At 64.7% G+C, this 26,527-nt stretch carries 22 protein-coding genes; 16 read left to right on the top strand and 6 right to left on the bottom strand.

Annotation, left to right across the window (positions count from 1 at the left end):
• Positions 1–669 (top strand): GntR family transcriptional regulator, encoded by a 669-nt coding sequence (locus JOD47_RS12230; RefSeq protein ID WP_204534625.1) that lies wholly within the window; start codon positions 1–3, stop codon positions 667–669.
• A gap of 83 nt (positions 670–752) precedes the next feature.
• On the opposite strand, the gene JOD47_RS12225 is transcribed toward JOD47_RS12230, so the two are convergent.
• Positions 753–1,538 (bottom strand): putative hydro-lyase, encoded by a 786-nt coding sequence (locus tag JOD47_RS12225; protein WP_204534624.1) that lies wholly within the window; start codon positions 1,536–1,538, stop codon positions 753–755.
• Positions 1,535–2,755, bottom strand: coding sequence for an NRAMP family divalent metal transporter (locus JOD47_RS12220; protein ID WP_204534623.1), 1,221 nt, complete (start codon positions 2,753–2,755; stop codon positions 1,535–1,537). The genes JOD47_RS12225 and JOD47_RS12220 overlap by 4 nt, the downstream gene beginning before the upstream one ends.
• A gap of 248 nt (positions 2,756–3,003) precedes the next feature.
• Between JOD47_RS12220 and JOD47_RS12215 the strand changes: the two genes are divergently transcribed.
• The 10 genes from JOD47_RS12215 to JOD47_RS12170 all read left to right on the top strand — a co-directional run bounded on the left by JOD47_RS12215 (position 3,004) and on the right by JOD47_RS12170 (position 15,688).
• The gene (locus JOD47_RS12215) at positions 3,004–3,438 is read left to right on the top strand and encodes a DoxX family protein (protein ID WP_204534621.1); all 435 of its coding nucleotides are present in this window, start codon (positions 3,004–3,006) and stop codon (positions 3,436–3,438) included.
• 45 nt (positions 3,439–3,483) lie between these two features.
• Entirely contained in the window at positions 3,484–5,121 is a 1,638-nt protein-coding gene (locus JOD47_RS12210; RefSeq protein ID WP_204534620.1) for an ABC-F family ATP-binding cassette domain-containing protein, read from the top strand.
• A 140-nt stretch (positions 5,122–5,261) separates the two neighbouring features.
• Positions 5,262–6,539, top strand: a complete 1,278-nt coding sequence (locus JOD47_RS12205) for an SAM-dependent methyltransferase (RefSeq protein WP_204534619.1) — start codon at positions 5,262–5,264, stop codon at positions 6,537–6,539.
• A gap of 23 nt (positions 6,540–6,562) precedes the next feature.
• A complete protein-coding gene (locus tag JOD47_RS12200; protein WP_204534617.1) occupies positions 6,563–7,807 on the top strand; it encodes a metal-dependent hydrolase family protein in 1,245 nt (414 codons plus the stop codon).
• Between the two features lie 97 nt (positions 7,808–7,904).
• The gene (locus JOD47_RS12195) at positions 7,905–9,356 is read left to right on the top strand and encodes a DUF3375 domain-containing protein (RefSeq protein ID WP_204534616.1); all 1,452 of its coding nucleotides are present in this window, start codon (positions 7,905–7,907) and stop codon (positions 9,354–9,356) included.
• Positions 9,353–10,132, top strand: coding sequence for a DUF4194 domain-containing protein (locus JOD47_RS12190; RefSeq protein ID WP_204534615.1), 780 nt, complete (start codon positions 9,353–9,355; stop codon positions 10,130–10,132). Before JOD47_RS12195 ends, JOD47_RS12190 begins: the two co-directional genes overlap by 4 nt.
• Positions 10,129–13,530: an ATP-binding protein gene (locus JOD47_RS12185; RefSeq protein ID WP_204534614.1), complete on the top strand. Its 3,402-nt coding sequence runs from the start codon at positions 10,129–10,131 to the stop codon at positions 13,528–13,530. Before JOD47_RS12190 ends, JOD47_RS12185 begins: the two co-directional genes overlap by 4 nt.
• A 22-nt stretch (positions 13,531–13,552) precedes the next feature.
• Positions 13,553–14,737 carry a Wadjet anti-phage system protein JetD domain-containing protein gene (locus JOD47_RS12180; RefSeq protein ID WP_204534613.1) on the top strand — a complete coding sequence of 395 codons (1,185 nt, stop codon included), beginning with the start codon at positions 13,553–13,555 and terminating at the stop codon, positions 14,735–14,737.
• A 388-nt stretch (positions 14,738–15,125) separates the two neighbouring features.
• The gene (locus tag JOD47_RS12175) at positions 15,126–15,422 is read left to right on the top strand and encodes a type II toxin-antitoxin system Phd/YefM family antitoxin (RefSeq protein ID WP_204534612.1); all 297 of its coding nucleotides are present in this window, start codon (positions 15,126–15,128) and stop codon (positions 15,420–15,422) included.
• Positions 15,423–15,439: 17 nt separating this feature from the next.
• Positions 15,440–15,688, top strand: a complete 249-nt coding sequence (locus tag JOD47_RS12170; protein WP_204534611.1) for an antitoxin MazE family protein — start codon at positions 15,440–15,442, stop codon at positions 15,686–15,688.
• 110 nt (positions 15,689–15,798) lie between these two features.
• Here JOD47_RS12170 and JOD47_RS12165 read toward each other — a convergent pair whose 3' ends face one another.
• Positions 15,799–17,601, bottom strand: a complete 1,803-nt coding sequence (locus tag JOD47_RS12165; protein WP_204534609.1) for a bifunctional metallophosphatase/5'-nucleotidase — start codon at positions 17,599–17,601, stop codon at positions 15,799–15,801.
• Between the two features lie 159 nt (positions 17,602–17,760).
• Between JOD47_RS12165 and JOD47_RS12160 the strand changes: the two genes are divergently transcribed.
• On the top strand, positions 17,761–18,063 hold the full coding sequence (locus JOD47_RS12160; protein WP_204534607.1) for a hypothetical protein: 303 nt from the start codon (positions 17,761–17,763) through the stop codon (positions 18,061–18,063).
• Positions 18,064–18,075: 12 nt separating this feature from the next.
• Here the strand turns inward: JOD47_RS12160 and JOD47_RS12155 are convergent, their stop codons facing one another.
• From JOD47_RS12155 to JOD47_RS12145, 3 genes are all read right to left on the bottom strand, one after another.
• Complete coding sequence (locus tag JOD47_RS12155; protein WP_204534605.1) at positions 18,076–19,818, bottom strand: hypothetical protein; 1,743 nt, start codon at positions 19,816–19,818, stop codon at positions 18,076–18,078.
• Positions 19,815–20,075, bottom strand: a complete 261-nt coding sequence (locus JOD47_RS12150; protein ID WP_204534603.1) for an AbrB/MazE/SpoVT family DNA-binding domain-containing protein — start codon at positions 20,073–20,075, stop codon at positions 19,815–19,817. Before JOD47_RS12150 ends, JOD47_RS12155 begins: the two co-directional genes overlap by 4 nt.
• 65 nt (positions 20,076–20,140) lie before the next feature.
• Positions 20,141–21,835 carry a ribonuclease J gene (locus JOD47_RS12145; protein ID WP_372432813.1) on the bottom strand — a complete coding sequence of 565 codons (1,695 nt, stop codon included), beginning with the start codon at positions 21,833–21,835 and terminating at the stop codon, positions 20,141–20,143.
• 238 nt (positions 21,836–22,073) lie between these two features.
• Between JOD47_RS12145 and JOD47_RS12140 the strand changes: the two genes are divergently transcribed.
• The 4 genes from JOD47_RS12140 (at position 22,074) to JOD47_RS12125 (ending at position 26,509) form a co-directional block, all read left to right on the top strand.
• Positions 22,074–23,249, top strand: a complete 1,176-nt coding sequence (locus tag JOD47_RS12140; protein ID WP_204534602.1) for an MFS transporter — start codon at positions 22,074–22,076, stop codon at positions 23,247–23,249.
• 144 nt (positions 23,250–23,393) lie between these two features.
• Entirely contained in the window at positions 23,394–24,422 is a 1,029-nt protein-coding gene (locus JOD47_RS12135; protein WP_204534601.1) for a Bug family tripartite tricarboxylate transporter substrate binding protein, read from the top strand.
• On the top strand, positions 24,422–24,994 hold the full coding sequence (locus tag JOD47_RS12130) for a tripartite tricarboxylate transporter TctB family protein (RefSeq protein ID WP_204534600.1): 573 nt from the start codon (positions 24,422–24,424) through the stop codon (positions 24,992–24,994). Before JOD47_RS12135 ends, JOD47_RS12130 begins: the two co-directional genes overlap by 1 nt.
• Positions 24,995–24,997: 3 nt before the next feature.
• Entirely contained in the window at positions 24,998–26,509 is a 1,512-nt protein-coding gene (locus tag JOD47_RS12125; protein WP_204534599.1) for a tripartite tricarboxylate transporter permease, read from the top strand.
• Positions 26,510–26,527: the final 18 nt, after the last annotated feature.

Here is a 26,527-nt window from a genome sequence, read left to right as displayed (position 1 = left end):
ATGAATACTGCAACGGACACGACAACCGCAGCTGAGCACGCTCATACGACGGCGTGGATTGCCTCAACGCTGCGGGCGCGGATTGCGGCGGGGCAGCTGACGCCGGGATCGAAGCTGTCGGAGCAGTCACTGTCGGAGTCGCTCGGGGTTTCGCGGAACACGTTGCGGCAGGCGTTCGCCACGCTCGCCGGTGAATCAATCGTGACGCGCATACCGAACCGGGGCGTTTTCGTGGCCGCCCCCGGGGTGGAGGAAGTGCGTGAGATCTACCGGGTCCGGCGGACCATCGAGCCCGCGGCCGTGCTGTGGGGCCGGCCGACACCCGCGCAGCTGGATGCGATGGAAGCCATCATCCGGAAGGCCAAGGCGGCACGCGACGCCGGCTCCGTTCCCGAGATGGCCAACGCGAACCAGGCGTTCCACGAGGCGGTCGTCAGCCTGACCGGAAGCGAATCGCTGCAGGAACTGATGGATAAGGTGCTGGCGGAGATGCGGCTGGTGTTCCACGCCATGGCGTCGGCGCCGGACTTCCACACGCACTACGTGGACCGCAACGCTCGGTTGGTGACGCAGTTGCGCGAGGGCGAGAATGAGCAGGCGGCCGCTGAGTTACGCGCCTACCTCGACGCCGCCGAAGCGGAGCTGCTGGGGCACCTCGAAGGCGCTTAAACCCCGGAAGTTTTGCGCAGGTTCGGTGGCTTCGAGGGGGTCGGAAGCCACCGAACCTGCGCAAAAGTTCCGGGAAAGGGCGCTCAGGGCACCAGGTAGTCGCTGTCCCGCGCGTCGGTGATGAGCATGTGGCCGGGTGCATGGCCGATGGCCAGCGGCGGCCGCGAATGCATCACTGCCGCCTGCGGAGTCACGCCGCAGGCCCAAAACACGGGCAAGTGTCCGTCAGGGATCTGAACGGCTTCACCAAAATCCGGGTTGCCCAAGTCGGCGATGCCGAGCTCCTCCGGATTGCCCACATGCACCGGAGCACCGTGCACGGCCGGATAGCGGGACGTGATGCGGACGGCGTCGGCCACCTGTGCGGCGAGTACCGGACGCATGGACACCACCAGCGGGCCGGACATGGCGCCGGCGGGAGCACACTCACGGTTGGTCCGGTACATCGGCACGTTGACGCCCTGGTCGATGTGCGCAATCCGGACGCCGCCGTCCTGCAGGGCAGCCTCGAAGGTGAAGGAGCAACCGATCAGGAAGGTCACCAGGTCATCGCGCCAGTAGCCGGTGATGTCGGTCGGCTCGTCGATCTTTTCGCCGTTCCGGTACACGGTGTATTTCGGGACGTCCGTTCGGATGTCCCCGCCCGCGAGCAACGGTCCTGCGGTCTCCCCCGGCTCCAGCACGCCCAGAACGGGGCAGGACTTCGGATTGCGCTGGGCGAACAGGAGCAGGTCGAAGGCCTGCTCACGCGGGATTGCGAGCACGTTGGCCTGCGCGTAGCCGCGGGACCAGCCCGACGTCGGTTCCACCAGACCGCCGCGGAAAGCAGCCCGCGCTTCGGCGGGAGTCACAGAGCCGCGATCGGTCATGCTGACCACAGCTGCGCGAGCCCCATGATCGAGGTCCAGCCGAGGAAGAGCGTGAGCAGCCAGGTGACAACGCCGACGATCAGCAGCCACTTCGGGTAGTCGTAGCCGTTCATCAGGTCACGCCGGCGCCAGGCAACCCAGAGCAGTACGCCGAAGCCGACAGGAAGGATCAGGCCGTTGAACGCCCCGGCGAAGATCAGCAGCTGCTGCGGTGCCTGGCCGAGGAAGAGATACACGGTACCGCAGACCACGATGAAGACGACGGTGATGAGGTTCCGCTTACGCTCGGGGGTTTTCGAGGAGGTGATGAAGGAGACCGAGGTGAACGAGGCGCCGATCACGGACGTGATGGCAGCGGCCCAGAGCACAATGCCGAACACCCGCATACCGATCTCGCCGGCCGCGGCGCCGAAGGCTTCGGCCGCCATGTTGTCGCTGCTCAGGACCGTTCCACCGGCAACCACCCCGAGGATTGCCAGGAACAGCAGCACCCTCATGACGCCGGTGACGATGATGCCGATCACCGAGCTGCGCGTGATCTGGCGGACGTGCTCCACGCCGGTGGCCCCGGAGTCGAGCATCCGGTGTGCGCCGGCGTAGGTGATGTATCCGCCGACAGTGCCGCCCACCAGCGTGGTAATGATGAGGAAATCCACCTGTTCCGGCAGGAACGTGTTCTTAAGCGCGTCACCAAGCGGCGGAGCGGCGACGATGGCCACGTAGATCATCAGCAGGATCATGATGGCACCGAGGAGCACCACAATGCGGTCCAGCGCCATGCCGGCGCGCTTGCTGACGAAGATCAGGATCGCGATGACGGCGGAAATGGCGCCGCCGATCTTCGGATCGACACCGAGCATCGCGTTGGCGCCCAGGCCGGTGCCCGCGATGTTGCCGATGTTGAAGACCACTCCGCCGAGGAAGACCAGACCGGCAAGAAACCAGCCGACGCCGGGAATCACCCGGTTGCCCAGCTCCTGCGCCCGCAGCCCGGAGACTCCGATGACCCGCCAGACGTTCATCTGCACCGCAATGTCGATGAGGATGGATGCCAGAATCGCGAAGGCGAAAGCCGCACCGAGCTGTGCGGTGAAGACCGTTGTCTGGGTGATGAAGCCTGGGCCGATGGCGCTGGTGGCCATCAGGAACATCGCGCCCAGCAGGGCTGAGCGCCGAGCCGAGGAGCTCAGATTGAGTTTGGTGCTGCCTTCTGCCATGGGGTCCGTCCGTTACGTCGGGGTGACTGGCGTCACAATTATCGTCCCGAGGAACGATACAGGTTGTTGAACAATATTGGCAAGGGATTGTTCAACAACTTCTCATTCAAACCTCGCACGGTCGCCGGTGTGACGCTGGATTGGGCGACAGGGCCCCAGCCTTTCCCCAAGCTCGCACTTCGACAATGTCGCTATCCGACGAACCGCCGGATAGCAATCCCAGCACGCGAAAATACGGGAGTGGGGACATGAGAAATCCAACGCTGTCGACTGCGGGACTAACAATCCTGCGAGTCGTCACAGGCTTCATCTTTGCCGCGCACGGCTGGCAAAAGTACACCGAATTCACGATCGCGGGCACCCAGGCATCATTCGCCGACATGGGCGTGCCACTGGCCGACATCGCTGCGCCGGTCATCTCGACACTCGAACTGGTTGGCGGCATAGCGCTGATCTTCGGCCTGCTGGCACGCCCTTTCGCGGCCCTGCTGGTGCTCGACATGCTGGGCGCGCTGATCATCGTGCACGCGCCTAACGGAATCTTTGTGACCAACAACGGCTATGAACTGGTGCTGATTCTCGGCGCTGCTGCACTGACCATTGCGCTCCTCGGTCCCGGCCGGCTCTCAGTCGATCACGCACTGTTCGGGAGGCGGCACTCGCGAATGAGTGCGCTGGCGTGATGCCCTCACCCGTTGCTGCGCAGCCGGGGCTCCTACACTGAATCAATGACTGCAACCCTCGTGGCCAAGGCGCTTTCCGGCGGCCACGCTCACCGCACCCTCTTCTCCAACCTTGACCTGACCGTCACCGAGGGCGACGTGGTGGGAGTCGTGGGAGCCAACGGCGCCGGCAAGTCGACGCTGCTGCGCCTGCTCGCAGGCGTCGACGAGCCGCTCGCGGGCACCGTGATGGCCTCGCCGAAGGACGCCTTTGTGGGCTGGCTGCCGCAGGAGCATGAGCGCACTCCCGGCGAGACTGTGGAGCAGTACATCGCGCGCCGGACCGGTGCGACCGCCGCAACCCAGGCGATGGAAGCCGCAGCCGACGAACTCGGCACCGCCGTCAAAGGCGCCGATGATCGCTACGCCGCCGCCCTGGAACACTGGCTCGCCTCGGGAGCAGCGGATCTGGAGGACCGGCTTCCAGCGGTTCTGGCCGACGTCGCGCCCGGTGTTGGACAGGATGCGCTCGTCACCGGGCTCTCCGGCGGTCAGCTCGCCCGGGTTGCATTGGCAGCGCTGCTGCTGAGCCGGTTCGACGTCGTGCTCCTCGATGAGCCCACCAATGACCTGGACCTGGACGGGCTCGCCCGCCTCGAAGCGTTCATGCGCAACCTGCGCGGCGGCGCTGTGCTGGTTTCCCACGACCGCGAATTTCTCGCCCGCTGCGTTACTACCGTGGTGGAGCTGGACCTGGCGCAGAACCAGGTGGCCGTGTACGACGGCGGTTACGACGCCTATCTCGAAGAACGCGCCGTCGCGAAACGGCACGCCCGCGAGGCGTACGAGGAGTTCGCCGACAAGAAGCAGGACCTCGTCTCACGCGCCCGCACCCAGCGCGAGTGGAGCTCGCAGGGCGTACGGAACGCCATGAAGAAGAGCCCGGACAATGACAAGATCCGCCGCCGCGCCAGCATGGAGTCCTCGGAGAAGCAGGCGCAGAAGGTCCGCCAGATGGAGTCGCGGATTGCCCGCCTGGATGAGGTGCAGGAGCCGCGCAAGGAATGGCAGCTGCAGTTCAGTATCGGCTCCGCGCCGCGTTCCAGTTCGGTGGTCGCGACGCTGAACGGCGCCGTCGCCCGGCAAGGGAACTTCACGCTGGGCCCGGTGTCGGTGCAGATCAACGCCGGTGAACGTATTGGCATCACCGGCCCCAACGGAGCGGGAAAGTCAACACTGCTTCGCCTGCTGCTGGGGCATCAATCCCCCGACGACGGCGCCGCCTCGCTGGGTGCCAATGTCGCCGTCGGCGAGATCGACCAGGCACGCGGCCAACTGGCCGAGGACCAGACGCTCGCGGCCGCGTTCGAGGCGGCCGTTCCGGACCTGGCGCAGGCGGAGGTGCGCACCCTGCTGGCCAAGTTCGGCCTCAAGGCGGATCAGACTGGCGCCCTCGTCGGCAAGCTTTCCCCCGGCGAGCGCACCCGGGCCGGGCTTGCGCTGCTGCAGGCCCGCGGGGTGAACCTGCTGGTGCTCGACGAGCCCACCAACCACCTCGATCTTCCGGCCATTGAGCAACTCGAGGAAGCGTTGGAGGACTACACCGGAGCGCTCTTGCTGGTGACCCATGACCGGAGGATGCTTGAGAACATCCGGCTGGACGAGCGGTGGGAGGTCAGCAGCGGTCAGGTCCAGGTCAGCTGAAACTCTAAACTCCAAAACCCCCGGAAGATTTGCGCACCTCCGGCGGCTTCAACTGGCCGCTGAGTCACCGGACCTGCGCAAAAGTTCCGGGGTGTTGTGTGCTCTGGCCCTCCTAAGCGATTCGGAGTACACAAGGAACCATGGCGAAGAACAAGGGAGTAGCACCGCGGCTGGCAGAAGCGCTGGGGATCATCCTCGGCGTTGATGAAATCCCGCTGCGGCTTCATGCGTGGGACGGCTCGGAGGCTGGGCCGGCGGGTGGCCCGGTGATCGAGTTCCGGTCCCGGCGGTGGTTGCGCCGCATGCTGTGGTGCCCCAATCAGCTGGGGTTGAGCCGGGCGTATGTGGCCGGGGATATCGACGGTCCCGGCGACCTCTTCGAGAGCTTCTCGGCGCTGAGTTCCGTGGGCAAGTTCGCCGAGCTGAAGGCCTTCCGCCCACCCACCCCAGGCGAGCGCTGGAAGCTGCTCCGGACCGCCGTCCGGGTCGGCGCGCTCGGACTTCCGCCCGCACCGCCGCCGGAGGAAATGAACGTCAGCAAAAAAGGAAGGCTGCATTCGAAGAAGCGGGACGCTGCCGCGGTCTCCCACCATTACGACGTCGGCAACGACTTTTATGCGCTCGTCCTTGGTCCATCGATGGTCTACTCCTGTGCGGTTTGGGAGGACGAGAGAACCGGTTTGGACGCGGCCCAGGAAGCGAAGCTCGACCTGGTCTGCCGCAAGCTGGGACTCCGCGAGGGCATGCGCGTACTGGACGTGGGCTGTGGGTGGGGCAGCTTCGCGCTGCACGCGGCGCAAAACTACGGAGTCGACGTCGTCGGCGTCACCCTTTCGAAGGAGCAGGCGGCGTCCGCGCGGGAGCGGGCGGACGCCGTCGGGCTTTCCGACCGGATTGAGATCCGGGTCCAGGACTACCGCGATATCGACGACAGCCCGTTCGACGCGATCAGTTCCATCGGCATGGCTGAGCATGTGGGTCGGGAGCAGATCGGGCACTATGCATTGAAGCTGCACGGCCTGCTGCGGCCCGGTGGGCGGCTGCTCAACCACGCAATCTCCTGGAACGCCGGCGAGATGCCGCCGGATCCCGACTCCTTCATCCCCCGCTACGTCTTTCCGGACGGCGAGATGCTGAGCCTGACGATCATGATGGGCGCGCTGGAATCCGCGGGCCTGGAAGTGCTCGACGTCGAAGCGCTGCGCCGACACTACGGACTCACCCTTCGCGCCTGGGTGCGCAACCTTGAGGAGAACTGGGACGAGGCGGTGCGGCTCACCAGCGAGGGACGGGCGCGGGTGTGGCGGTTGTATATGGCGTCGAGCGCACTCGGGTTTGAGCGCGGGCTGAACGGCGTGACCCAGGTGCTGGTGCAGCGTCCGGGCGGTGAGGAGCCGCCACTGCGCCGCGACTATTGAGGCGCAATTACTAGAGTGGGTGCATGACACCCACTCTCACAGTTTTCCGGAACGGCCACGTGTTCGACGGCGAACGATTCCTTCCCGAGCCCGCTGACGTTGTTGTCCGGGGCACCACTATTGAGGCGGTGGGTCCGGGCGCTTCGGACGCGCCCCAGTATGCCGACGCTGCGGTAGTGGACTGCACAGGGCGCACGGTGCTTCCCGGGATGATTGACCTGCACATCCACGCGACCACCTCCAACCCCGGTTCCATCCAGGCAGTGGCTGAGCCGTTCTCGCTGCAGTTCTACGAATCCGTGCGCAACCTCCAAGCCACCCTGCGGGCCGGCATCACCACGGCGCGCGACGCCGGCGGCGCTGACCTCGGTGCCAAGCTGGCGATCGAAACGGGCCTCGTGAAGGGTCCCCGGCTTCGGCTCGCGATCAGCATCATGTCCCAGACCGGTGGTCACGGTGACTTCTGGCTGCCATCCGGCGTGGACTCCCCTGCGCTGGGACCTCACCCCGGGCGGCCGAGCGGAATTGCCGACGGCGTCGAGGAGGTTCGGCAGGTCACCCGCCAACTGCTGCGGGCAGGGGCGGACCAGATCAAGATCTGCTCCACCGGAGGAGTCCTCTCCCCCACCACCGACCCACGGCATTCGCAATTCACTCCGGCGGAGATCGCCGTCAGCGTTGAGGAAGCCGAACTGCAGGGCAAGTACGTCATGGCGCATGCGCAGGGCACGGCGGGCATTGTCAACGCGCTGCGGGCCGGGGTACGGACTATTGAACACGGCATCTACCTCAACGATGAGGCGATCCAGCTGTTCCTGGACACTAACGCATACCTGGTGCCTACCCTCGCTGCGCCCAGGGCCGTCATCCGCAAGGGCGAGTCCGGGACCAGCGGCCTTCCGCCGCAGGTCATCGACAAGGCCAAGCGGGTGGCCGAGGATCACCGTGCCTCCGTCGCCCGTGCTGTTGAGGCGGGCGTCCGGATTGCCATGGGTACTGACTCCGGTGTGGGAGTCCACGGCGAGAACCTCGAAGAACTCGCCCTGATGGCGGACGCGGGCATGAGCCTGGAGCAGGTGCTGGCTGCCACTACGTCGGTTGCGGGTGAACTGATCACTCCGGAGCATTCGGTGGGCCGCCTTGCTCCGGACTATCTGGCCGACGTCGTCGTTCTGAATGGCCGGCTGGAATCCGCTGAGCAGCTTCCGCGTCTGCGGGAGATGATCGGGCAGGTCTATAAGGAGGGTGAACTGCAGTTTCCTGCGTAAGCAGTCCTCCGACCTCATCTCGGCTCACCTCATCGCAACGCCACGGCCCTGACACGCGAACTGCGTTTTGTGGGCGCCGGGTTGTACCTTTGACGACGTGAGCACGCTCAGCACTGCATACGCAACCGACCGCCTGGCCAAGGAAAGCCCCGCCTGGTCCCTGTTGCGCGGGCGGAACGCGGGCGCCGCCGTCGCACTTTTGGGAACGCATCTCGGTGGTGAGGACAGACGGCGTCCTGCGCCGGAGCTTTTCGAACTGATCGACGCGGATCTGCAGGAGCTGCGTGACCACGGCTTCGAGCTCCCGCAGACCGCACAGGCGTACTGCTCGGAGTGGCGCAACGAAGGCATCCTTATCCGCCGCGTCGCGGAAGAAGCGCGTGGTGAGACCTTCGAACTTTCCCCCGGTGCGCTCATGGCCATCCAGTTTGTCACCCAGCTTGCCGAGCCCCGCCAGGCCGTGACGGAATCACGTCTGTCCAGCATCTTCGCGTCGCTGCGGCAGCTCGCCCGGGACACGGATCCCAGTTCCGCCTCTCGGCTGGAGGCTCTGCGCGCGGAGCAGGACCGCCTCGCCGCGGAAATCGAACGGGTTCAGGCCGGTGACTTCGAGGTCCTGAGCGCGGACCGCGCGCTGGAACGGGCCACCGAGCTGCTGCTGCTCGCGGATGAGCTGCCCAGCGACTTCGCCCGGGTACGCGGTGACCTGGAAACCATCAACCGGCAACTTCGGGAGCGGCTGATCAGCCAGGAAGGTTCGCGGGGCACGGTTCTCGAGGACATCTTCCGCGGTGTGGACCACCTCTCCGAGTCCGACGCCGGCCGCAGCTTTAATGGCTTCTTCTCCCTGATCCTGGACCCGGAGCAGAGCACCGAGTTCGAGGAATCGGTCGGCCGCGTACTGGACCGGGACTTCGCAGGCCAGCTGACTCCCCGCCAGACACGCTTCCTACGCCGCATGCTCCCCACGCTGCAGGATCTCAGCGGCGAGGTCCATGACGTCATAACCCACCTCTCCCGCAGCCTCCGCCGCTTCGTTCAAAGCCAGGAACTGGAACAGGACAGGAAAATCAACTCCCTGCTGCGGGCCACCCTGAAGGAGGGCGTCGAGGTCAGCAGCAGTGTTCGGGTTTGGCAACAGACGGGCCTGGGCCTGGATCTCACCTCCGTCCCGCTGGGCACAGTCGCAGCCTTCGCTCTGCACAATCCGGCGGATTCAGAGACCGTGGCCAGCCTCCAGACCCAGGATGCGGCACCGGTGGATCTGCGGGTGCTGCGCGAGCTGGCCCGGGCTTCGGAAATCGATATGAAGGAACTCATCTCCAACGTCAATGACGTTCTGGAGCGACGCGGCGCCGTCACCATCTCTGAAATACTGGACGCACACCCGGCCACGCAGGGAGTGGCAAGCGTCGTCGGACTTCTGGTTCTGGCAGAGAATCAGGGGCGGGAACTCGGCGGCGAGGAGCCGGTGAGCTGGAAGTCGTCCCAGGGAGTCGCCCGGCACGGTGTGGTTCCCTCCTACCTCTTCACACGGAAGGTGTCATGACCACGTCCACCGAACCCAGCCTGGACAACAGCGCGGACGCGGGCTCTGAACGCCGCCCGGACAACAATGCGCTGTGGGACGGCGACACCGGCACCCTGCGGGATCCGTCCCGCCGCGCGCTGGTGCAACTGCTGCGCGGGCCGTTCCTGTCTGCTGAACGTCACGGCCACCTCTGGGCGGCCCTGCTCAATGACGAACAGGAGATCCGGTCGCGCCTTGCGGATGCGTACCTGGAGCTGGTGGTCGACGTCGAAAGCCAGCTTGCGTTCGCCCGCAACGTCCGCGTACCGGACACGGATGCACCGAAGGTCATGCGAAGCCATCCGTTGACCTTTATGGATACGGCGATGCTGCTGCACCTCCGCCAGCAACTCCTCCACAGCGACGGCCGCGAACGCGTGATCGTCGGTAAGGACGAGGTGTCAGACCAGCTGCAGGTCTACCGCGGTGCCACGGACTCGGACCCTGCAGGATTCGCCAAGCGGATCAACTCCTCCTGGCAGAAAATGGTCACGTACGGCATCCTGGCGACCACCAGCACCGAGGACCGCTTCGAGGTCTCGCCCGTGCTGCGCCTGATCTTCGGAGCCGATGAGATTGCTGCGGTCCAGGCCGAGTACCGGAGGCTCGCAGCACGGGGCACCGGTCAGTTCGACGACGCAACGAAGCCCGAGGATGCAGCGGATGCCACTGACACCAGCGAGAACATTGAGACCAGCGTGAACATTGAGACCAGCGTGAACACCGAGTTGAGCGCGGAGGAAAGCACAGCATGAGCACCGACACCCTGCCGGGCCTCGAGTTCGACGATGAATCCCTGCCCGAGGCTGCCCCCGTAGCAGCCGGCACCCTTCCCGGGCAGTGGCGCCTGGACGGCGTGGAACTGGTGAACTGGGGAACGTTCCAGGGCCACCACACGGTGAACGTGGCGCGCGATGGCTTCCTCATTACGGGCCACTCCGGGTCCGGCAAGTCCTCCCTGCTGGACGGGATCGCCGCCGTGCTGACGCCGCGTAAGTGGCTGCGGTTCAACGCCGCGGCCCAGGATGCCTCCAGCCGGGGCGAAGACCGCTCGATTGTCAGCTACATCCGTGGCGCCTGGCGCCGGCAGGCTGATGAAGTTACCGGGGAGGTGGCCAGCGACCACTTGCGCCCGGGCGCCACCTGGAGCGGCATCCTTCTCCGCTATCGCGATGGCCGCACCCAACACCCGGTGGTCCTGGTGAAGCTCTACCACCTCAAACGCGGCAGCAACTCCCCCTCCGAGGTGAGCGAGCTGCACATCGTGCTGCAGGAAGACGTCTCACTTCCTGACTTCGAGGGCTACGCCCGCAACGGCTTGGAGCCACGACGGATCAAGGCGAGCTGGCCCGACGCCGCCACGGTCACCGATCAGCACTCGAGCTTCTCCCGCAAGTTCCGCAGCCTGCTCGGCATCGCCAGCGACAACGCGCTGCTGCTCCTGCACAAGACCCAGTCCGCCAAGAGCCTGGGCAACCTCGATGAGCTCTTCCGCAACTTCATGCTCGACGAGCCTTCCACGTTCCGTCTCGCCAAGACGGCCGTCGAGCAATTCTCCGAACTCGCCGAAGCACACCACCTGGTAGTGGATGCCCGGCGGCAGGTCGAACACCTTGAGCCCCTCATTCCGCTGTGCCGCCAATACGAGGAAGGAACAGCGGTCATTGAGCACGCGGCCCGGCTGCGGCACTCCCTTGAGCCTTTCAAGGACGCGTGGAAACTTCGTCTGGCTGAGCAGGAGCAGGAAACAGCGCAGCACCGGCTGAAAATCGCCGAGGCGGAGCTCACCACGGCGGCCTCCGCCGTCGAAGAAGCAGACCAGGCCCACGGGCTGGCCCGCGCGCAGGTTGAGAATAGCGGCGGCCAGGCGCTCGCACAACAGCGCGAATGGCTCAGTCTCACTGAAGCAAAAGAACAGGAAGTACGACGACGGCGGGCTGACCTGGAGCAGGAACTCGGCTCGGTGGGCATCACCTTTCCGGCTTCCTTGGAGGAGTTCGAAGAACTCCGTGCCACCGCGGAGAAAGAGCGCATCGAGCTGGAGGCTGCGAGGTTGAAGGGCGACCAGCAGTTGGATGAGCTCCGGGGCAAACGCACCGACCTTACCCGTCGCCGGGACGCCCTGACCGGGGACATCCGTGCCCTGCGCCAGCAGTCCTCCAACATGGACCGGCGCAATCTTCAGGCGCGGCAGCGCATTTCGGAAGCCACCGGCCTGCCGTCATCGAGCCTGCCCTTCGTTGCCGAGCTGGTGCAGGTCAAATCAGGGGAAGCAGCGTGGACCGGTGCCCTGGAACGGGTTCTCCGACCGCTGGCAACTATCATGCTGGTGCCGGCTGTTCATGAAACTGCCGTTTCCAAAGCCATGAACGGCGTGGATCTTGGCACCCGGCTGGTCGTGGAAGTAGTGGGCACGCGGGTGGAAGAGCCGCGTACCACGCGGTCGGGCCGTTCCCTCGTCCACAAGCTCGAGGTTCGTGAGGGACCCATGGCGGCGTGGGTGCATAGCCAGCTCTCCCGCCTCTATGACTACGAGTGCGTTGAGGACCCGGCGGAGCTCAAGCCGCTGGAGAAGGGCGTCACCCTGGCGGGGCAGGTAAAGCGCTCCCGCAGCCGGTATGAGAAGGACGACCGTCACCGGCTCGACGACCGCGAATTCTGGATCCTCGGCTTCAACAACGAGGCAAAGGTCGAGCATCTTCTCGACCTGCTCAAGCAGGCAACCCGAGGTCTTGAAACGGCGGCCGCCGAGGTGGCGAGGGCAGAGCGGATGCGAGAGGCCGCCGTCGAACGCGTCCGGGCGCTGGAATCCCTGCAGCACCGCAGCTGGGAAGATCTCGATGTGCCGGCCGCTGAGAGTTCCCGGCGCATGCAGCTGCAACGCCTGGACAGCCTGCGCGCGGCGAGTAGCGATATCCGGCTTGCAGAGAAGGCGCAGCAGGATGCCCGCGAGCGGTTGGCGGCGGCAAAGGAACGCGAGACGGTCAAGCGGACGGTTGTCGCCGATGAGCACAGCCGCCTGAAGGAACTGAACCGGATCATCACCGAGCTCACATCGGAGGCGCGAACACCAGTAGAGGACGCGGACGCAACCGAGCTCGAACAGCGCTTCCACAGCATCCGCCGGAGTATTACGCATGCTGAAATCGACGGCGTCGCATTGAAGGTCAGTGGCGCGCTCACCGAGGAGGAGAACGCTGCCCGCGGTTCGGTGCAGGCGGCAGAGCAGGCGATCGTGGCTCGCGAGTTTTCCTTCATTTCCTCGTGGCGGGCTGTTGCGGGCGACCTCACCGCAGAGATCGCCGATCGTGGCGGCTTCCTCGACATCCTGGGAAAGCTTCGTGCGGACCGGTTACCGGACTTCGAGCAGAAATTCTTCGACCTGCTGGAGAGTCAGGCACAGCGGAACGTCGGTCAACTGGCCAACGAGATCCGGCGCGCGCCCGGGCAGATCCGGGAGCGGATCGACCCGGTGAACCGCTCGCTGCGCCGTTCACCGTTCGACGAGGGCCGGTATCTCAAGATCATGGTCAAGGACAACAATTCCGAGGCGAAGACCAGGTTCATGCAGGATCTCCAGACGATCTCCGCAGGGTCCTGGGCAGAGGAAAGCCGCGAGGCCGCGGAGCAGAAGTTCGATGTGATGAACCGCCTCATGACGCGGCTGTCTTCCAGCGAAGCCGGGGACCGCAGCTGGCAGCGGCAGGTTTTGGACACCCGGCAGCATGTCCGTTTCACTGGGGTTGAGCTGGATGAGGCCGGCACCACGGTCAATATCCACGATTCCAGCGCCGGGCTCTCCGGTGGCCAGCGGCAGAAACTGGTGATCTTCTGTCTGGCCGCTGCCTTGCGGTACCAACTGGCTGAGGACGAGGACGACATCCCCGGCTACGGCACCGTCATCCTCGACGAGGCTTTCGACAAGGCAGACAGCGCGTTCACCCGGATGGCCATGAACGTGTTTCTCGAATTCGGCTTCCACATGGTTCTGGCGACACCGCTGAAGCTGCTGCAGACTCTCGAGGACTACGTGGGCGGTATCGCGCTGGTGGTGTGTCGGGACTTCAAGGATTCCCGGATCGGGGTGGTTTCTGTTGGTGACGGCGAGCTTCAGGCCGCCGCGGATGAGTCGACGCCGGAGACAGACGCTTGATGCCGCGAGGACGTCTAAGTTCGTGGACACGGGGTATCGCCTGATGCCGGGCGCCGCGAAGCCGTGGATCGGCGTCGAACAGGCACGCACTACCGCGGCCGGCAAGTATGAGCGGAATTTCGGTGAGTGGGCGGCAGCTGGTGGTGCCGGCGTCGTCGTCGTCGAATTTCCGCTGCATCCGCCCACTGAGCAGGCTGCCCTCGCGAACCAAGGTGAGGCGATCGCCTGGGTGAAATCCTGGCGCGAGGCCGGGCTGGGGGACGCGGTGGTGTGGGCGCCGCGCCGCTGGGCTAGCCTCGGAACGCAGCAGGTTCCGGAGCGGCTGCGCATCACCGGTGCCGTCGAGGTGGCACGGTTCGCGCGGAAGGCGCAGCACTGGTCACGCCTGAGCGCGCGGGTCCAGGCGCTGCTGTCAACCTTCGACCGCGGCACCCTGGCTGAAGCGGTGAGGCGGAGCGCACGCCGGATTGCGGAGCTTGATGATGTGGATTTCGACCGGTTGGTCCTGGTGCTTCAATGGCTCGAAGCGAATCCGCAGTCGGGACTGTATATCCGGCAGCTTCCTGTGCGCGGCGTGGACACTAAGTGGGTCTCGACGCACCGCGGCCTGGTGGAGAAGCTGTTCGCCGCGTTGACGGGCCGGGAGTCTCTGGGATTGGGCGCTCCGCCGGCGCTGGTGCGGATGCGGTTCCTGGATCCGGAGCTGAGTCCCGGCGGTCTGGTGGATGTGTCGGTACCGGTGTCAGAGTTGGCTTCCTTGGATATACAGCCGCGAACCGTTTTCGTGTTCGAGAACCTTGAGTCTGTGATCGCGATGCCGCCGGTTCCCGGTGCGGTGGTTCTGCATGGTGCTGGATACGCGGTGGACCGGTTGGAGCGTATTCCGTGGGTTCGGGATGGCCGGGTTGTGTACTGGGGCGATCTGGATTCCCACGGCTTCGGAATTCTGAACCGGATCCGATCAGCTTGCTCCGACGTGTCTCCAGTCTTGATGGACGTTGAGACGCTTGAGGCTTACCGCGATCTCTGGGTGAAGGAGCCTGTTCCATCCACTGGAACGTTCAGCCATCTCCTGCCTGCCGAGCAACATGTCATGGCGGAGCTGAAGCGCCACGGCAACGTCCGCCTTGAGCAGGAGCGCATCGAATGGCGGTATGCGTTGGAACGGCTGCTGGCCATGAGCGCGCGGGCTGCATCAACCTGCTGATATAACTGTTGTGCGGTACTACAGTTGCTACGCGATCCTCATCCCGCCGTCGTTGTCACCCCTGGAACAACTATTGCTTTCCGACAACGTCCGGCCAGCGGGTTCTGGGCCAGTTGACTTCCGTCGGATCCCTCGTAGGCGCCAAAGGTAGGACTCAAAGGACACACTCGCTGATCTCCGTGGCGACCGATAGCCGGCTCGGTCAACCTTGTCGATATCGCGCGCGCCGCCCTCATGTATGCGGTCGCGGGACTCACCACGCTTGCTCCTGACCGCAGGGAAGAGTCGTTCACTCGAACGGGATCGCCGTACGCATCAGCCCTCTCCCCGCCCTCGAGCTCCTTCGTGGCCTATAGCTGTTCGTAGCGCACATAGCTACATTTGATTAATGAGGACCATCGCACAGCGAGAACTACGCAATGACAGCGCGAAAGTGCTTGATGCAGTGCAGGCGGGGGAAACGTTCATCATCACGCGCAATGATGAGCCGGTCGCTGAGTTACGGCCCGCCCAGATCAGTCGAAGTACGTTCGTCTCCCGTGAGAAGCTGGCCACATTGGCGGTAGCCGGTGTGCGCATCGATCGGCATCAGTTTCGAGCCGATCTTGACCAGCAGATCGATCAGGACCAATCGCGCCAGCTCAGGCCGCACACGCCGGATTCGATCCATAAGCGTCACAAGTAACATGACCAGATAATCAGATGACCCATAGAACCCGCGTTTTGAAGGACCGCAAGCGCCTGCGTGAGCAGGGGTTGAGGCCCATCCAGATTTGGGTACCGGACGTGCGATCTCCTGAATTCGCTGCAGCGGCGCACTGTCAATCGGTTCTCGTCGCCGCCAGCGGTTCCGAAGTGGACGACCAGGCATTCGTTGACGCCATAGCGGTCGAGTGGGATGCCGGGCCGGGAGAATGTCCGCGAAACCCTGGGGCGGCTGACCGACGCTGACATGGTCCGGCTCGATCGCGCGCTGCTCGTCTTTCTCGGCCTCGCCGGGTAGCAATAACAGCAGGGCACGGACCAGGCGGCCCGTGCCCTGCTGTCTCATACTGGTATCGCTAGTTGAAGACCGGCTCGCCCTCGCGTGTGAGCTGCCAGTTCTCCTCGAAGAAGTTCGCCGGGTCGATGGTGCCCTGGGCGATCAGGTAGTCGATAAGCAGCTGGCGGATCTCAGTCTGCTGGTTCACGAGCACCGGAGCCGTGGCGATATGCGGGAAGTTGCCGCCGCCGGACTGCCGGTAGTTGTTCGTGGCCACAGCGAAGCGCTGCGCAGGGTCGATCGGTGCGCCGTTGTAGCTCAGGTCCACGATGCGCTCCCCCACCGGCTTGCTGATGTCGATGCTGTAGGAGACACCGGACATCATGTCGTAGTTGTAGTCCGGAGTGCCGCCCGCGTTGGTCAGCGTCGCCGGATCAACCGGAGCACCGGGTGCGGTCTGGTTGAAGTACTTCGCCGAGTACTCGAGGTAGTCCTTGATCTGAGCACCGGTCATCTCGACACCGAAAAGCGTATTCGGAAAGACGTACAGCCCGGCCATGTCCCGGATGGTCACGGGACCTTCGGGAATGACGGCCGCCCGGTTGAAGGGCGCCACGATCGACAGCACCGGCAGTTCCGCGTTGGCGGTACCCTCCAGCGCCCGGTCCACGGCGTCCGCCTGCACCTTGTTCACGAAGTCCATGACGGCGGTGTCCTTATACCGGGACTCGGCGGCGGACATGGTCTCGGTGGCGGTGCCGATTGCCGTATTCACGTAGTCGATGACCTGCTGGTGTTGGTCGGCAACCAGCGCCGAGATCTCCGGATCGGCGGGAACGGTGTTGGCGTTCAGCAGCTCCGAGTTCGCGGAAACGACATCCCACTGCCCGCGGACCTTGACCAGCTCGAAGTCCATGACGGACAGCCGCTGTCCCCACTGCTTGGGCTCGGTGAGGAGCACCTGCTCGCCGGTCTCCTTGTTGGTGATGAAGCGCTCGGCAATCTCGCGGTGCTCGTGGCCCGCGAGGATGGCGTCGATGCCGGGGACTTCCTCCGCCAGCAGCGTCGACGCGTTCTCGACCGGCAGGTCTTCCCCGTAGGACGACGTGCCCGAAGGCCCGGAGTGCGAACTGACAACGACGACGTCGGCGCCGGCTGCCTTCATCTCGGGAACGTACTTCTCGGCCTGCTCAACCATGTCCAGGAACCGGAGTTCGCCCTCGACGTTGTTCTTGTCCCAGATGGCGCTGCCCGGCGTGGTGAGCCCAAGAATGCCGACCTTGATGGGCTTCTGCCCCTTCAGTTTGACCGTCTCGATGACGTAGGGAGTGAAGGCGTCCCCGCCGGTCACCCAGTCCTTCACATTGCCGCCGAGGAGCGGAAAGCCGAGCTGCTCCTCGTAGGCGCGCAGCAGCGGCAGCCCGTAGTTGAACTCGTGGTTGCCCAGCGTGGAAGCGTCGTAACCCATAGCGTTCATGGCGGCAGCCATCGGGTGCAGCTCACCGGTCTCATCGATCGGCTCAACGTTGGCGTAGTAATCGGTCAGCGCGGTGCCCTGGATGGTGTCGCCGTTGTCGATGAGGAGGGTGGACTCCTCACCGCGGTCCGCACGGACCTGCTTGACCAGGCTGGAAATCTTGGCAAGGCCGACATCGTTGGAGGCGGCGTCGTCGTACTCTGCATTGGTGAAGTAATCCCAGTTCTCAATGTAACCGTGGAGATCACTGGTACCCATCACCGTGATGGTGGCCGTTTTGCCGTTGGAACCTGTATTTTCGCCGGGTGCGGCGGTAGCCGCCGGCGCGAGCGTCAATGCTGCGGCGCAGCTGAGCGCGACGGCCGTGACGGCACGGCGAGGCCCTCTGTTGAAAGTGTGGAACACGTGAAACCAACTCCCTGTCTAAATGCGGTGACAGCAGGTTATCCGTGACCGGTGACACTTTGGGAACGCCATGCCCTGATTCGGGTGAACAGGGCGTTGACATGGCCAATGAAACGAGGACGATCAGAGGTACACACCGGTTCAGCGACGGAGGACACCATGGCAGTCAAGAACCTGGCAACCAACGACGACGGCGCACACGTCCCGTTCCAGGTTGAGTTGGTGCCCGATTCCGAAGACCCGGCTCTGCGCATTCCCGGCGCGGTCGCTGCAGCCGCGATCGCCCCCAGCGCGGTGCTTGCGTTCATGTCAGCCGACGACGACGCCTCCCCCTACAGCGATCCAGCCGCCTTGCGCGCGGGAGACTCCGGCCAGACCTATACGGGTGTTGCGGAACCCGGACCGGAGGCGGACTTCGCCGGATCCTTCGACGGCGGCTTCGCGGACGGCGGCGGCGAGTAAAACCGGATTGAATCACACGGGACGGAGGTGGCCGCCCCGTCCCTCGTGCGCGCCGAGCGCTGACAGCGACGCGACGTAACCCAGGGCATGCACGGCGTCGGAACCCGCTCCGGCGGTCAGCGGCCGGAGCCTGGCGGCGTCGACATGCCCGGACAGTGCTCCCTGAAGCTGGGCGAGGATCTCCAACCGGTCCAGGCCCTTCGACTGCAAACGTGCGGCGGCTTCCCAGACCTGCGGCGGGTCGTTGTGCCACAACTGCGAAATCACCAGCTCGCGCAGGGCGGCGTCCCAGACGGGCGAGCCATCCGGTTCACCGCTCGGGGGATACTCCTTCTTCCCCACACCATGGAGTTCCTTCAACTCGCCGAGCACCAGCAGCCGCAGCTCGTCCGCCCTGTTGGCGTTCAGCTGCGGGTAATCTTCCGCACCGATCCTCGCACCGAAGTAGGGCATGGCAAGCTGCCGGCGCCCGATGGCATCCTGCGCTTCCTCCATCGTGTCCATATCCAAACCTTCGACGAAGGCCATGCTCGGTGACGTGAGCTCCTCGCCGTCCTCCACCAGATCGGCCACCGAATCAAGGGAGGTCGCTGCTGCATGCTGCACCAGTTCAATCGCCAACTCCGGAAGCTGCTGACGCTTCCCACACCAGGCAATCCACAACTCAAGGAACAGTGGAAGCGCCTCCTTCTCCGCGTCATCGAGCATCACCTTGCGCGGCAGGAACCAGCCGGCGAAGCTGCTGATTTTCGGAGGGCTGACGCGGAGGAGGCGGCCGTCGTCGTAATTGCGTCCGTACATGATGGCAAGCTCGGCGAGCCGGGCGAACTGCTCATCCACGTCCCGGAGCGCGTGGTTGGCCGGGTCCTTCTGCAGATCCGCCAGGAACTCGGCGGCCAGCCGTTCGCTCTCCGCTTCGTCCCTTTCGAACTGGGCCAGTTCGTCGGCTTCAGTGGGGATGCGGCGGTCGGCCAGCTCGACGACGTCGCTACCCGGCAGCGCACGCAGCCGGCTCAGTGCCAGCGAACGGCTCGCTGCAGACTCTGGCGCGAGGTCAGGATCGCTGGTGATATCGGTGGCGTCGATTGCCGCGATGCCCACCGTCCGCACCTCAGTCAGCGATGCAGTCTCAATCTGCATCAGGCCGTCCATATGCCCTGCGAACCGTTCCCGGTCCTTGACGAGCTTGCGCGCGCTTTCATCGAACGTCAGGCTGGTGGCGTATCCGCCCATGTGGTTGGTGTCGATCGTCATGGCCATGCCGTGCTTGCGCCGTCCGGTGCGGAACTCGATCACCAGCTCGATGGAGTCACCGAAAACGTCCGTCAGCATCCACGCTTCCGTGGCCTCAAGCTTCCGCAGGGGCGCAAGCCACGCCGGCGGCGGTACGCCTGCATCCATCAGGCGCTGGGCGGCCGCGGCGGCTTCCGCGTCAGCTGGCGGGTCAGCGATCTGCGCAAGCGCCCATAGCATCGCGGCAGCTGCGGCATCCCGCTGGCGTTCGACGTGCCGCACCCAGTCGCCGAACATTTCGGCGTCGATTCCGGGACCAAGATTGGTGGTTTCATGCATGACGGAGTACAGCTCCGACGCAATCAGCTCACTGTGCAGGGAAGACGTATGATCCGCTTCCGCTGCAAATACCGGAACGACCGTGCGGTAGATGTCCGCGATGGGGTTGCTGGGCGGGCCGGTCCTGCGGTTCTTGTTTCTGGCCGCGGACTTCGGCTTGCGTGTACGGCTTTTCGGGCTCATCTTTCGATGATGCCATCTTTGCTCACGGCCGCGGATTCGATGGCGCTCTGCATGTCGTCCAAGGAATGCGGCTCTTGATCGGGTCGATGAAACACGCCTTCAAGCGACTTGAGCGAGGCGCCGACCAGTTCCATCACGCATCGACCGTCCGGCGCGAACCGGAAATTGATCGTGGAACCTGGCCCGATAGCGAGCCGCTGACGCACCTCAAGCGGTATTGTCACCCGCCCACTACTGGAGACTCGTGCGATTGTCATGGCTCGAACTTACTGCCGATTCCCCGACTAAGGAACCGGCAGTAAGAACGAGGATCAGACAGGAATCAGGCGTCGACGATGATTACCGTCACCACGGGCTTGCGACGCAGCGACCGGTCCGACCAACGGACCAGGCCCTCCGCGATGGCACGCTCTGCGTCGGGCCCGGTTTTCTCGCCCTTGAGCTGGGCGAGCGTCTTCTCCACGATGTCGGTTGCCTTGTCCAGCTCGCCGTCTTTCGGAGCCCAGCCGACCGGGAAGAACTCGGGGTCCTCCTCCAGCTTCCCGGTGTCCGGGTTGACGATGGCCAGCACCGTGAGCGCGCCGTCCTCGGCGAGGCGGATGCGGTCCTGCAGCGACTCCTCGGTGGCCGCCCCGGCCACCATGTTCTCCACGTACACGTAGTCGGCGGTGACCTTGCCGGTCACCCGCGCCACGCCGTCCTTGAGGTCGATCGTGGTGCCGTCCTCGACCACCAGGGCCTTCTTCGGGTCCACGCCGGTCCGGATGGCCAGCTCTGCGTTTGCCTTCAGGTGGCGGTGCTCGCCGTGTACCGGCATGACGTTGCGGGGGCGCACGAGGTTATAGCAGTAGACCAGCTCGCCAGCGCTGGCGTGCCCGGAGACGTGGACCTTCGCGTTGCCCTTGTGCACCACGTTGGCGCCGAGCTTGGTCAGGTCGTTGATGAGCCGGTAGATGGACGTCTCGTTGCCCGGAATGAGCGAGCTGGCCAGCAGCACGGTGTCGCCCTGGGTCAGGTCGATCATGTGGTCCTGGCTCGCCATGCGCGCCAGCGCGGCCATGGGCTCCCCCTGCGAACCGGTGCAGATGATGACGGCCTTCTTCGGGTCCATCTTGTCGAGTTCCTTGAAGTCCACCAGCGTGCCTCGCGGGATGTTCAGATAACCGAGCTCCCGTGCGGTCTTCATGTTGCGCACCATGGAGCGGCCCACGAAGGCCACCTTCCGCCCGTACAAGTGTGCGGCGTCGATGACCTGCTGGATGCGGTGGATGTGGCTCGCGAAGCTGGAGACGATGATGCGGCGCGGAGCGGTACGCATCACCTCGTCGATGGCCGGTGCTAGGTCCTGCTCGGAGATCTGGAAGCCGGGGACGTCGGCGTTGGTGGAGTCGGGCAGGAAAAGGTCCACGCCTTCCTCGCCAAGGCGTGCGAAACCGGCGAGGTCGGTGATGCGGCCGTCCAGCGGGAACTGGTCCATCTTGAAGTCACCCGTGGCCAGCACGAGGCCGGCGCTGGTGCGGATGGCAACGGCCAGCCCGTCCGGGATGGAGTGGTTGACGGCCAGGAACTCGAGGTCGAACGGCCCGAACTTCTTCCGGTCGCCCTCCTTGACCTGCACGGTCTTGGCGGTGATGCGGTGTTCCTGCAGCTTGGTCTTGATGAACGCCAGCGTCAGCTTCGCGGAGATGATGGGGATGTCCGCGCGTTCGCGAAGCAGGTAGGGAACGGCGCCGATGTGGTCCTCGTGCCCGTGGGTCAGCACCAGGCCGACGATGTCATCCAGGCGGTCCCGCAGGTAGGAGAAGTCGGGCAAGATCAGGTCCACGCCCGGGTGGTGTTCCTCGGGGAAGAGGACGCCGCAGTCGACGATCAGCAGCTTGCCGCCGAACTCGAACACGGTCATGTTGCGGCCGATCTCCTCCAGACCGCCCAGCGCGACGATGCGCATGGCGCCCCGGTCGAGCTTGGGTGGTATCTGGGCTACTCGTGGTGAGGAGTGGCGTGAAGTCCTGGTCATGGGATCCGATCTCTGTGACGGGCGGCAACCCGGAGCTCAAATACCGGCGGTAAGGTGCTTCGTGGCGGGAACGCCCTGCTGGGCCGTGAACCCGCGCTGCATCAGCGACGGGGACGGCATTACTTTGTACCGACTTTATCACCGTGCTGTCTAAAGCCGACGACGGCGGCAGTCCAGTCCCGCCGCCGGACCGCTGCGGGGAAATGACCCCCGACCCGCGTCGCTGTAAATTACACGCATGCGCAGATGGCCGTGGGTGCTCCTGTTTCACGCGCTCTTTCTGCAGCTCGCCGCCTACATTGTGCGACCTGCTGCCGCGTACCGTGCCCTGGAACTGGGGCTCGAGCCGGCGTTTCTGGGTCTCATCGCGGCGAGCTTCGCCGTTGTGCCGCTCCTGGTAGCCGCACTGGTGGGCAGGGCAACCGACCGTGGCGGAGAAGCACCGGTTCTGGCCATCGGCGCCGTCATGATGGTGATCGCCGCACTGGGCCTCTTCCTCTGGTCGTCGTCGCTGGCTTTGCTGCTCTTCTGGAACGTGATCCTCGGCCTCGGCCACCTGCTGGGCGTGATCGGCCAGCAGAGCAGGGTGGCACGGGGCGATCCAGCCAAACTCGATTCCGCCTTTGGCCTCTACACCTTTGCCGGTTCAGCCGGACAGGTAGCAGGACCGTTGTTCATCATTGCGTTCGGCGGCGGCCGGATTGTTCCGGACACGCAGGCTCTCTTCGGCGCATGTGCAGTTTCCAGCATTCTGATGCTGGTGCTGACAGCCGGCTTGATCCGCCGGGGTCCGGCTGCTGCCCCTGTGGGCGTTCCCGCCCCCGCGAGCTTCAGGCAGGCCATCTCAGGCACCGGTCCGGACGCGCGCCGCCAATTGCTGGGTGCCATGTTGGTGAGCATGATGGTGCTTGGAGCGGTTGACCTTATCGCCGTCTACCTTCCCGCCCTGGGGGTGGAGCGCGGGATCCCCGCCGCCGCCGTCGGGCTCCTGCTTGCCGTGCGCGCCGTCGCCACGATGGCATCCCGGCTCTTTCTGGGAGCAATGGTCGCAAGGATCGGGCGTGCGGAGCTGATCGTCGCCTCAACAGCGCTGTCCGCGCTGACCGTGGGGATGCTTGCCGTACCGCTGCCCGTGCCGGCCATGGCTGCGGTACTGGCGCTGGCCGGCGTCGCGCTCGGCATTGGACAACCGCTCACCATGACCGTGATTACGCTGGCATCGCCTCCGGGCACGCGCGGGACGTGGCTGGCTTTGCGGCTCAGCGCCAACCGGTTCGGGCAATCTGCCATCCCTGCCGCTGTGGGTCTGGTGGCCGCCGCGACCGGTGTGGGCGGAGTCTTCGGAGCGGTGGCGGGCGGGCTCGCCCTGGTTGCCGGCGGATCCTGGTGGCAATTACGACGACGGCGCGGTTGAAGCGCGCACTTGCCGGGTGTTACGAGGACGTTATGGGAATCGCTCCTGAATCGATGCCTGCCGCTGTGTACACATATTTGCCTGACTGGTAGAACTGAAACACCCGTGGAGTCAGGCATATCGCAAAGAACAGGGATGATTTCAATGACGATTTCAGAATCCAAATGGTCCAGGCAAGCCCGGTCAACCCGATGGGGAGTGCCTTTGGCCGTTTCGCTGCTGGTACTGACCGGCTGCGGCGGCGACTCCGGGGGAGGCGACGCCTCAGCCGAGGAGTACCCCACCCAGGCGATTGAAGTTATGGCTCCGGCCGATCCCGGCGGCGGATATGACCAGACTGCCCGTTCCATCGGGCGCGCCCTCGATGAGGGCGGAGTCATCGACACCGGCGCCGAGGTCTACAACGTGCCCGGCGCATCGGGAACAGCGGGACTCACCCAGTTTGTCGGCGAGAACGCCGGTAATCCGCACCAGCTCATGGTGATCGGAAAGATCCTCGTCGGTGCCATCGAACAGACCGATTCGCAGGTCAGCCTGGAAGACATCACCCCTATCGCGCGGCTGACAGCCGAGTATGACGCCATTGTGGTGCCCGCCGATTCCGAGTACGAAACCCTGGAACAGCTCATGGACGCCTTTGAGGCAGACCCGGGCGCCGTTGCCTGGGGCGGCGGTTCAGTGGGTGGCGTGGACCAGATCCTCGTTGCGCAGTTGGCGGACGCTGTGGGGATAGCCCCGGGCGAGATCAACTACATTCCCTACTCCGGCGGCGGCGAATTGACGCCGGCCATCCTGTCCGGCGACGTGACGGCGGCGGCATCGGGACTCGCGGAATTCCAGGATCAGATCGACGCCGGTGAAATGCGCCTCCTGGCAGTGTCCAGTGAGGAACCCATTGAGGGCGTTGATGCCCCCACCATTATCGATGCCGGGTATGAGGTGTCGATCGCCAACTGGCGCGGCATCGTCGCTCCCCCGGAGATCTCCGAGGAACAGCGGGATGCGGCGGTGACCATGATCGAGGAGATGCATGACACGCCCGAATGGCAGGAAACCCTGGAGACAAACAACTGGGACGACTTCCTGCTGACCGGCGAGGAGTTCACCGAGTACATCGGCTCCGAGACAGAGAACATCACCCAGACGCTGACGGACCTCGGAATCGTCGGGTGATGTCGGATCCCGAGACCGGGCCTTCCGGGTCTTCGCCGCGGGCCGGGTCGCATGCTGTCTCAAATGCTGGGTCGCATGCAGTAGCCAAGCCCGGGGCGGGGAAACTCGGAATCCGCATCGCCGCCGTCGTCATTCTTTTAGGCGCAGCGGTGGTCCTCTTCGATGCCATCCGGGTCTCGATCAACGGCGGCTTCGGTCCCCAGCAGCCCGGTTTCTTCCCAATGATCGTGGGTATCGGATTGGTGGGCTTCGGCTTGGCCTTCCTGATCCGGGCCACACTGAAGCCCGACCACGCATTGGAGGAACAGGCGGCCGCAGAGCATAAGGACACCCACTGGCGCACGCTGTGGGTCGTAGTCGTTGCACTGGTGATTTATGCGGCGCTGCTGGATCCGGTGGGCTACATCATCGCCACGTCCGTCTTCTTCGTGGGGATCGCCTGGTTGGCGGGAAGCCGCAAGATCATCCGGGATGTGATCATCGCGGTGCTGTTCTCTGCCGCCGTCTACTTCGGCTTCACTGAACTGCTGGGCGTGCGGCTGCCCGGCGGGCTACTCGAAACGGTGCTGTGAGTCATGGACGTCTTCGCTGACCTGCTGGGCGGCTTTGCCAACGCTCTCGAACCGCAGTATCTGCTGTTTGCGGCGATCGGCGTCACTATCGGCACTCTGGTGGGCGTACTCCCCGGGATCGGACCGGCGCTGGCGCTGGCACTTCTTTTGCCCCTGACCTACGGATTTGATCCCACCGGCGCGCTGATCATCTTCGCCGGCATCTACTATGGCTCCCTGTACGGCGGGGCGATCACGTCAATCCTGCTCAATACGCCGGGCGAAGCCGGGTCCGTGGCGACAGCTATCGATGGCTACCCGATGGCGAAGGCCGGCCGGGCCGGGCCCGCGCTTGCCACCGCGGTCATGGGATCGTTCACCGCGGGCATCATCTCCACGCTGGGACTCACCTTCCTGGCGCCATTGGTGGCGAATCTGGCCAAGAGTTTCCAGGCCACGGACTACTTCGCGCTGATGGTGTTGGCGTTCGTGAGTGTCACGGCACTGGTGGGCACCTCGATTATCCGCGGCATGATCAGCCTCTTCGCAGGCCTGTTTGTGGGCCTGGTGGGACTCGACTTCCTGACCGGGCAGCAACGCTTCACGTTCGGCTCAACGGCGTTGCTCGGTGGGATTGACATCATCATCGTGGTGATCGGCCTGTTTGCGATCGGCGAGGCGCTGTATGGGTTGGCGCGCCTGCAGTACGCCAGGGAAGACCCGGTGGAGTTCTCCGGCCGGATCTGGCTGAACAAGTCGGAACGCAAGCGTGTCTGGAAACCATGGATCCGCGGTGGGTTCCTCGGGTTCTTCTTCGGTTCCATGCCGACCGGAGGTTCCGAGGTCCCCACGTTCCTGAGCTACAACCTGGAAAAGCGGCTGTCCAAACACAAAGAAGAGTTCGGGAAAGGTGCCATCGAGGGCGTGGCCGGTCCGGAATCCGCAAACAACGCCTCCTTCTCCGGAGTGCTGGTGCCGCTGCTCACCCTCGGCATTCCGACGTCGGCCACTGCCGCGATCATTCTGACCGCCTTCCAGATCTACAACATCCAGCCCGGTCCACAGCTGTTCGAGAATTCACCAGATCTGGTGTGGACGCTGATTGCGAGCCTGTTCATCGGCAACATCATGCTGCTGGTGATCAACCTTCCGCTGGTGAAGGTATGGATCAAGATTCTTAGCATCCCCAAGACGCTCCTGTATACGGGCATCCTGGTGTTCGGCATCCTGGGGGTCTACAGCCTCTCCGGCAGCCTGACGGACATGATGATCGTGTGCGCGATCGGCGTTGCCGGCTTCTTCATGCGGGTGTATGACTTCCCGGTTGCCCCCGCAGTCCTCGGTGCCATCCTTGGGCCGATGATGGAAACCCAACTGCGCCGTGCACTCTCGATCAGCCAGAACGATTTTTCGGTCTTCTTCACGCGTCCACTGACCGTGGGGCTGCTGATTGCGGCGCTCGCGGTGCTGGTGCTTCCAACTGTGCTGCCGAAGGTGCTGGGCCGGGCGAAGCGGGCGGAATCGGCGGGGCAGTAGAGGGCGCTGGCTTGCCTG

The organism is Arthrobacter tumbae, from assembly GCF_016907495.1.
GTDB classification, from domain to species: Bacteria; Actinomycetota; Actinomycetes; order Actinomycetales; family Micrococcaceae; genus Arthrobacter_D; species Arthrobacter_D tumbae.
The sequence above is the reverse complement of the archived record's forward strand: the minus strand, read 5'-3'. Positions and strand labels throughout refer to the sequence as shown.

Bases quoted from the DNA above. Each gene is read 5' to 3' on its own strand.
- JOD47_RS12230 (WP_204534625.1), top strand. From the start codon at position 1: ATGAATACTGCAACGGACACGACAACCGCAGCTGAGCACGCTCATACG.
- JOD47_RS12225 (WP_204534624.1), bottom strand. From the start codon at position 1,538: ATGACCGATCGCGGCTCTGTGACTCCCGCCGAAGCGCGGGCTGCTTTC.
- JOD47_RS12220 (WP_204534623.1), bottom strand. From the start codon at position 2,755: ATGGCAGAAGGCAGCACCAAACTCAATCTGAGCTCCTCGGCTCGGCGC.
- JOD47_RS12215 (WP_204534621.1), top strand. From the start codon at position 3,004: ATGAGAAATCCAACGCTGTCGACTGCGGGACTAACAATCCTGCGAGTC.
- JOD47_RS12210 (WP_204534620.1), top strand. From the start codon at position 3,484: ATGACTGCAACCCTCGTGGCCAAGGCGCTTTCCGGCGGCCACGCTCAC.
- JOD47_RS12205 (WP_204534619.1), top strand. From the start codon at position 5,262: ATGGCGAAGAACAAGGGAGTAGCACCGCGGCTGGCAGAAGCGCTGGGG.
- JOD47_RS12200 (WP_204534617.1), top strand. From the start codon at position 6,563: ATGACACCCACTCTCACAGTTTTCCGGAACGGCCACGTGTTCGACGGC.
- JOD47_RS12190 (WP_204534615.1), top strand. From the start codon at position 9,353: ATGACCACGTCCACCGAACCCAGCCTGGACAACAGCGCGGACGCGGGC.
- JOD47_RS12185 (WP_204534614.1), top strand. From the start codon at position 10,129: ATGAGCACCGACACCCTGCCGGGCCTCGAGTTCGACGATGAATCCCTG.
- JOD47_RS12175 (WP_204534612.1), top strand. From the start codon at position 15,126: ATGAGGACCATCGCACAGCGAGAACTACGCAATGACAGCGCGAAAGTG.
- JOD47_RS12170 (WP_204534611.1), top strand. From the start codon at position 15,440: ATGACCCATAGAACCCGCGTTTTGAAGGACCGCAAGCGCCTGCGTGAG.
- JOD47_RS12160 (WP_204534607.1), top strand. From the start codon at position 17,761: ATGGCAGTCAAGAACCTGGCAACCAACGACGACGGCGCACACGTCCCG.
- JOD47_RS12155 (WP_204534605.1), bottom strand. From the start codon at position 19,818: ATGAGCCCGAAAAGCCGTACACGCAAGCCGAAGTCCGCGGCCAGAAAC.
- JOD47_RS12150 (WP_204534603.1), bottom strand. From the start codon at position 20,075: ATGACAATCGCACGAGTCTCCAGTAGTGGGCGGGTGACAATACCGCTT.
- JOD47_RS12145 (WP_372432813.1), bottom strand. From the start codon at position 21,835: ATGACCAGGACTTCACGCCACTCCTCACCACGAGTAGCCCAGATACCA.
- JOD47_RS12140 (WP_204534602.1), top strand. From the start codon at position 22,074: ATGCGCAGATGGCCGTGGGTGCTCCTGTTTCACGCGCTCTTTCTGCAG.
- JOD47_RS12135 (WP_204534601.1), top strand. From the start codon at position 23,394: ATGACGATTTCAGAATCCAAATGGTCCAGGCAAGCCCGGTCAACCCGA.
- JOD47_RS12130 (WP_204534600.1), top strand. From the start codon at position 24,422: ATGTCGGATCCCGAGACCGGGCCTTCCGGGTCTTCGCCGCGGGCCGGG.
- JOD47_RS12125 (WP_204534599.1), top strand. From the start codon at position 24,998: ATGGACGTCTTCGCTGACCTGCTGGGCGGCTTTGCCAACGCTCTCGAA.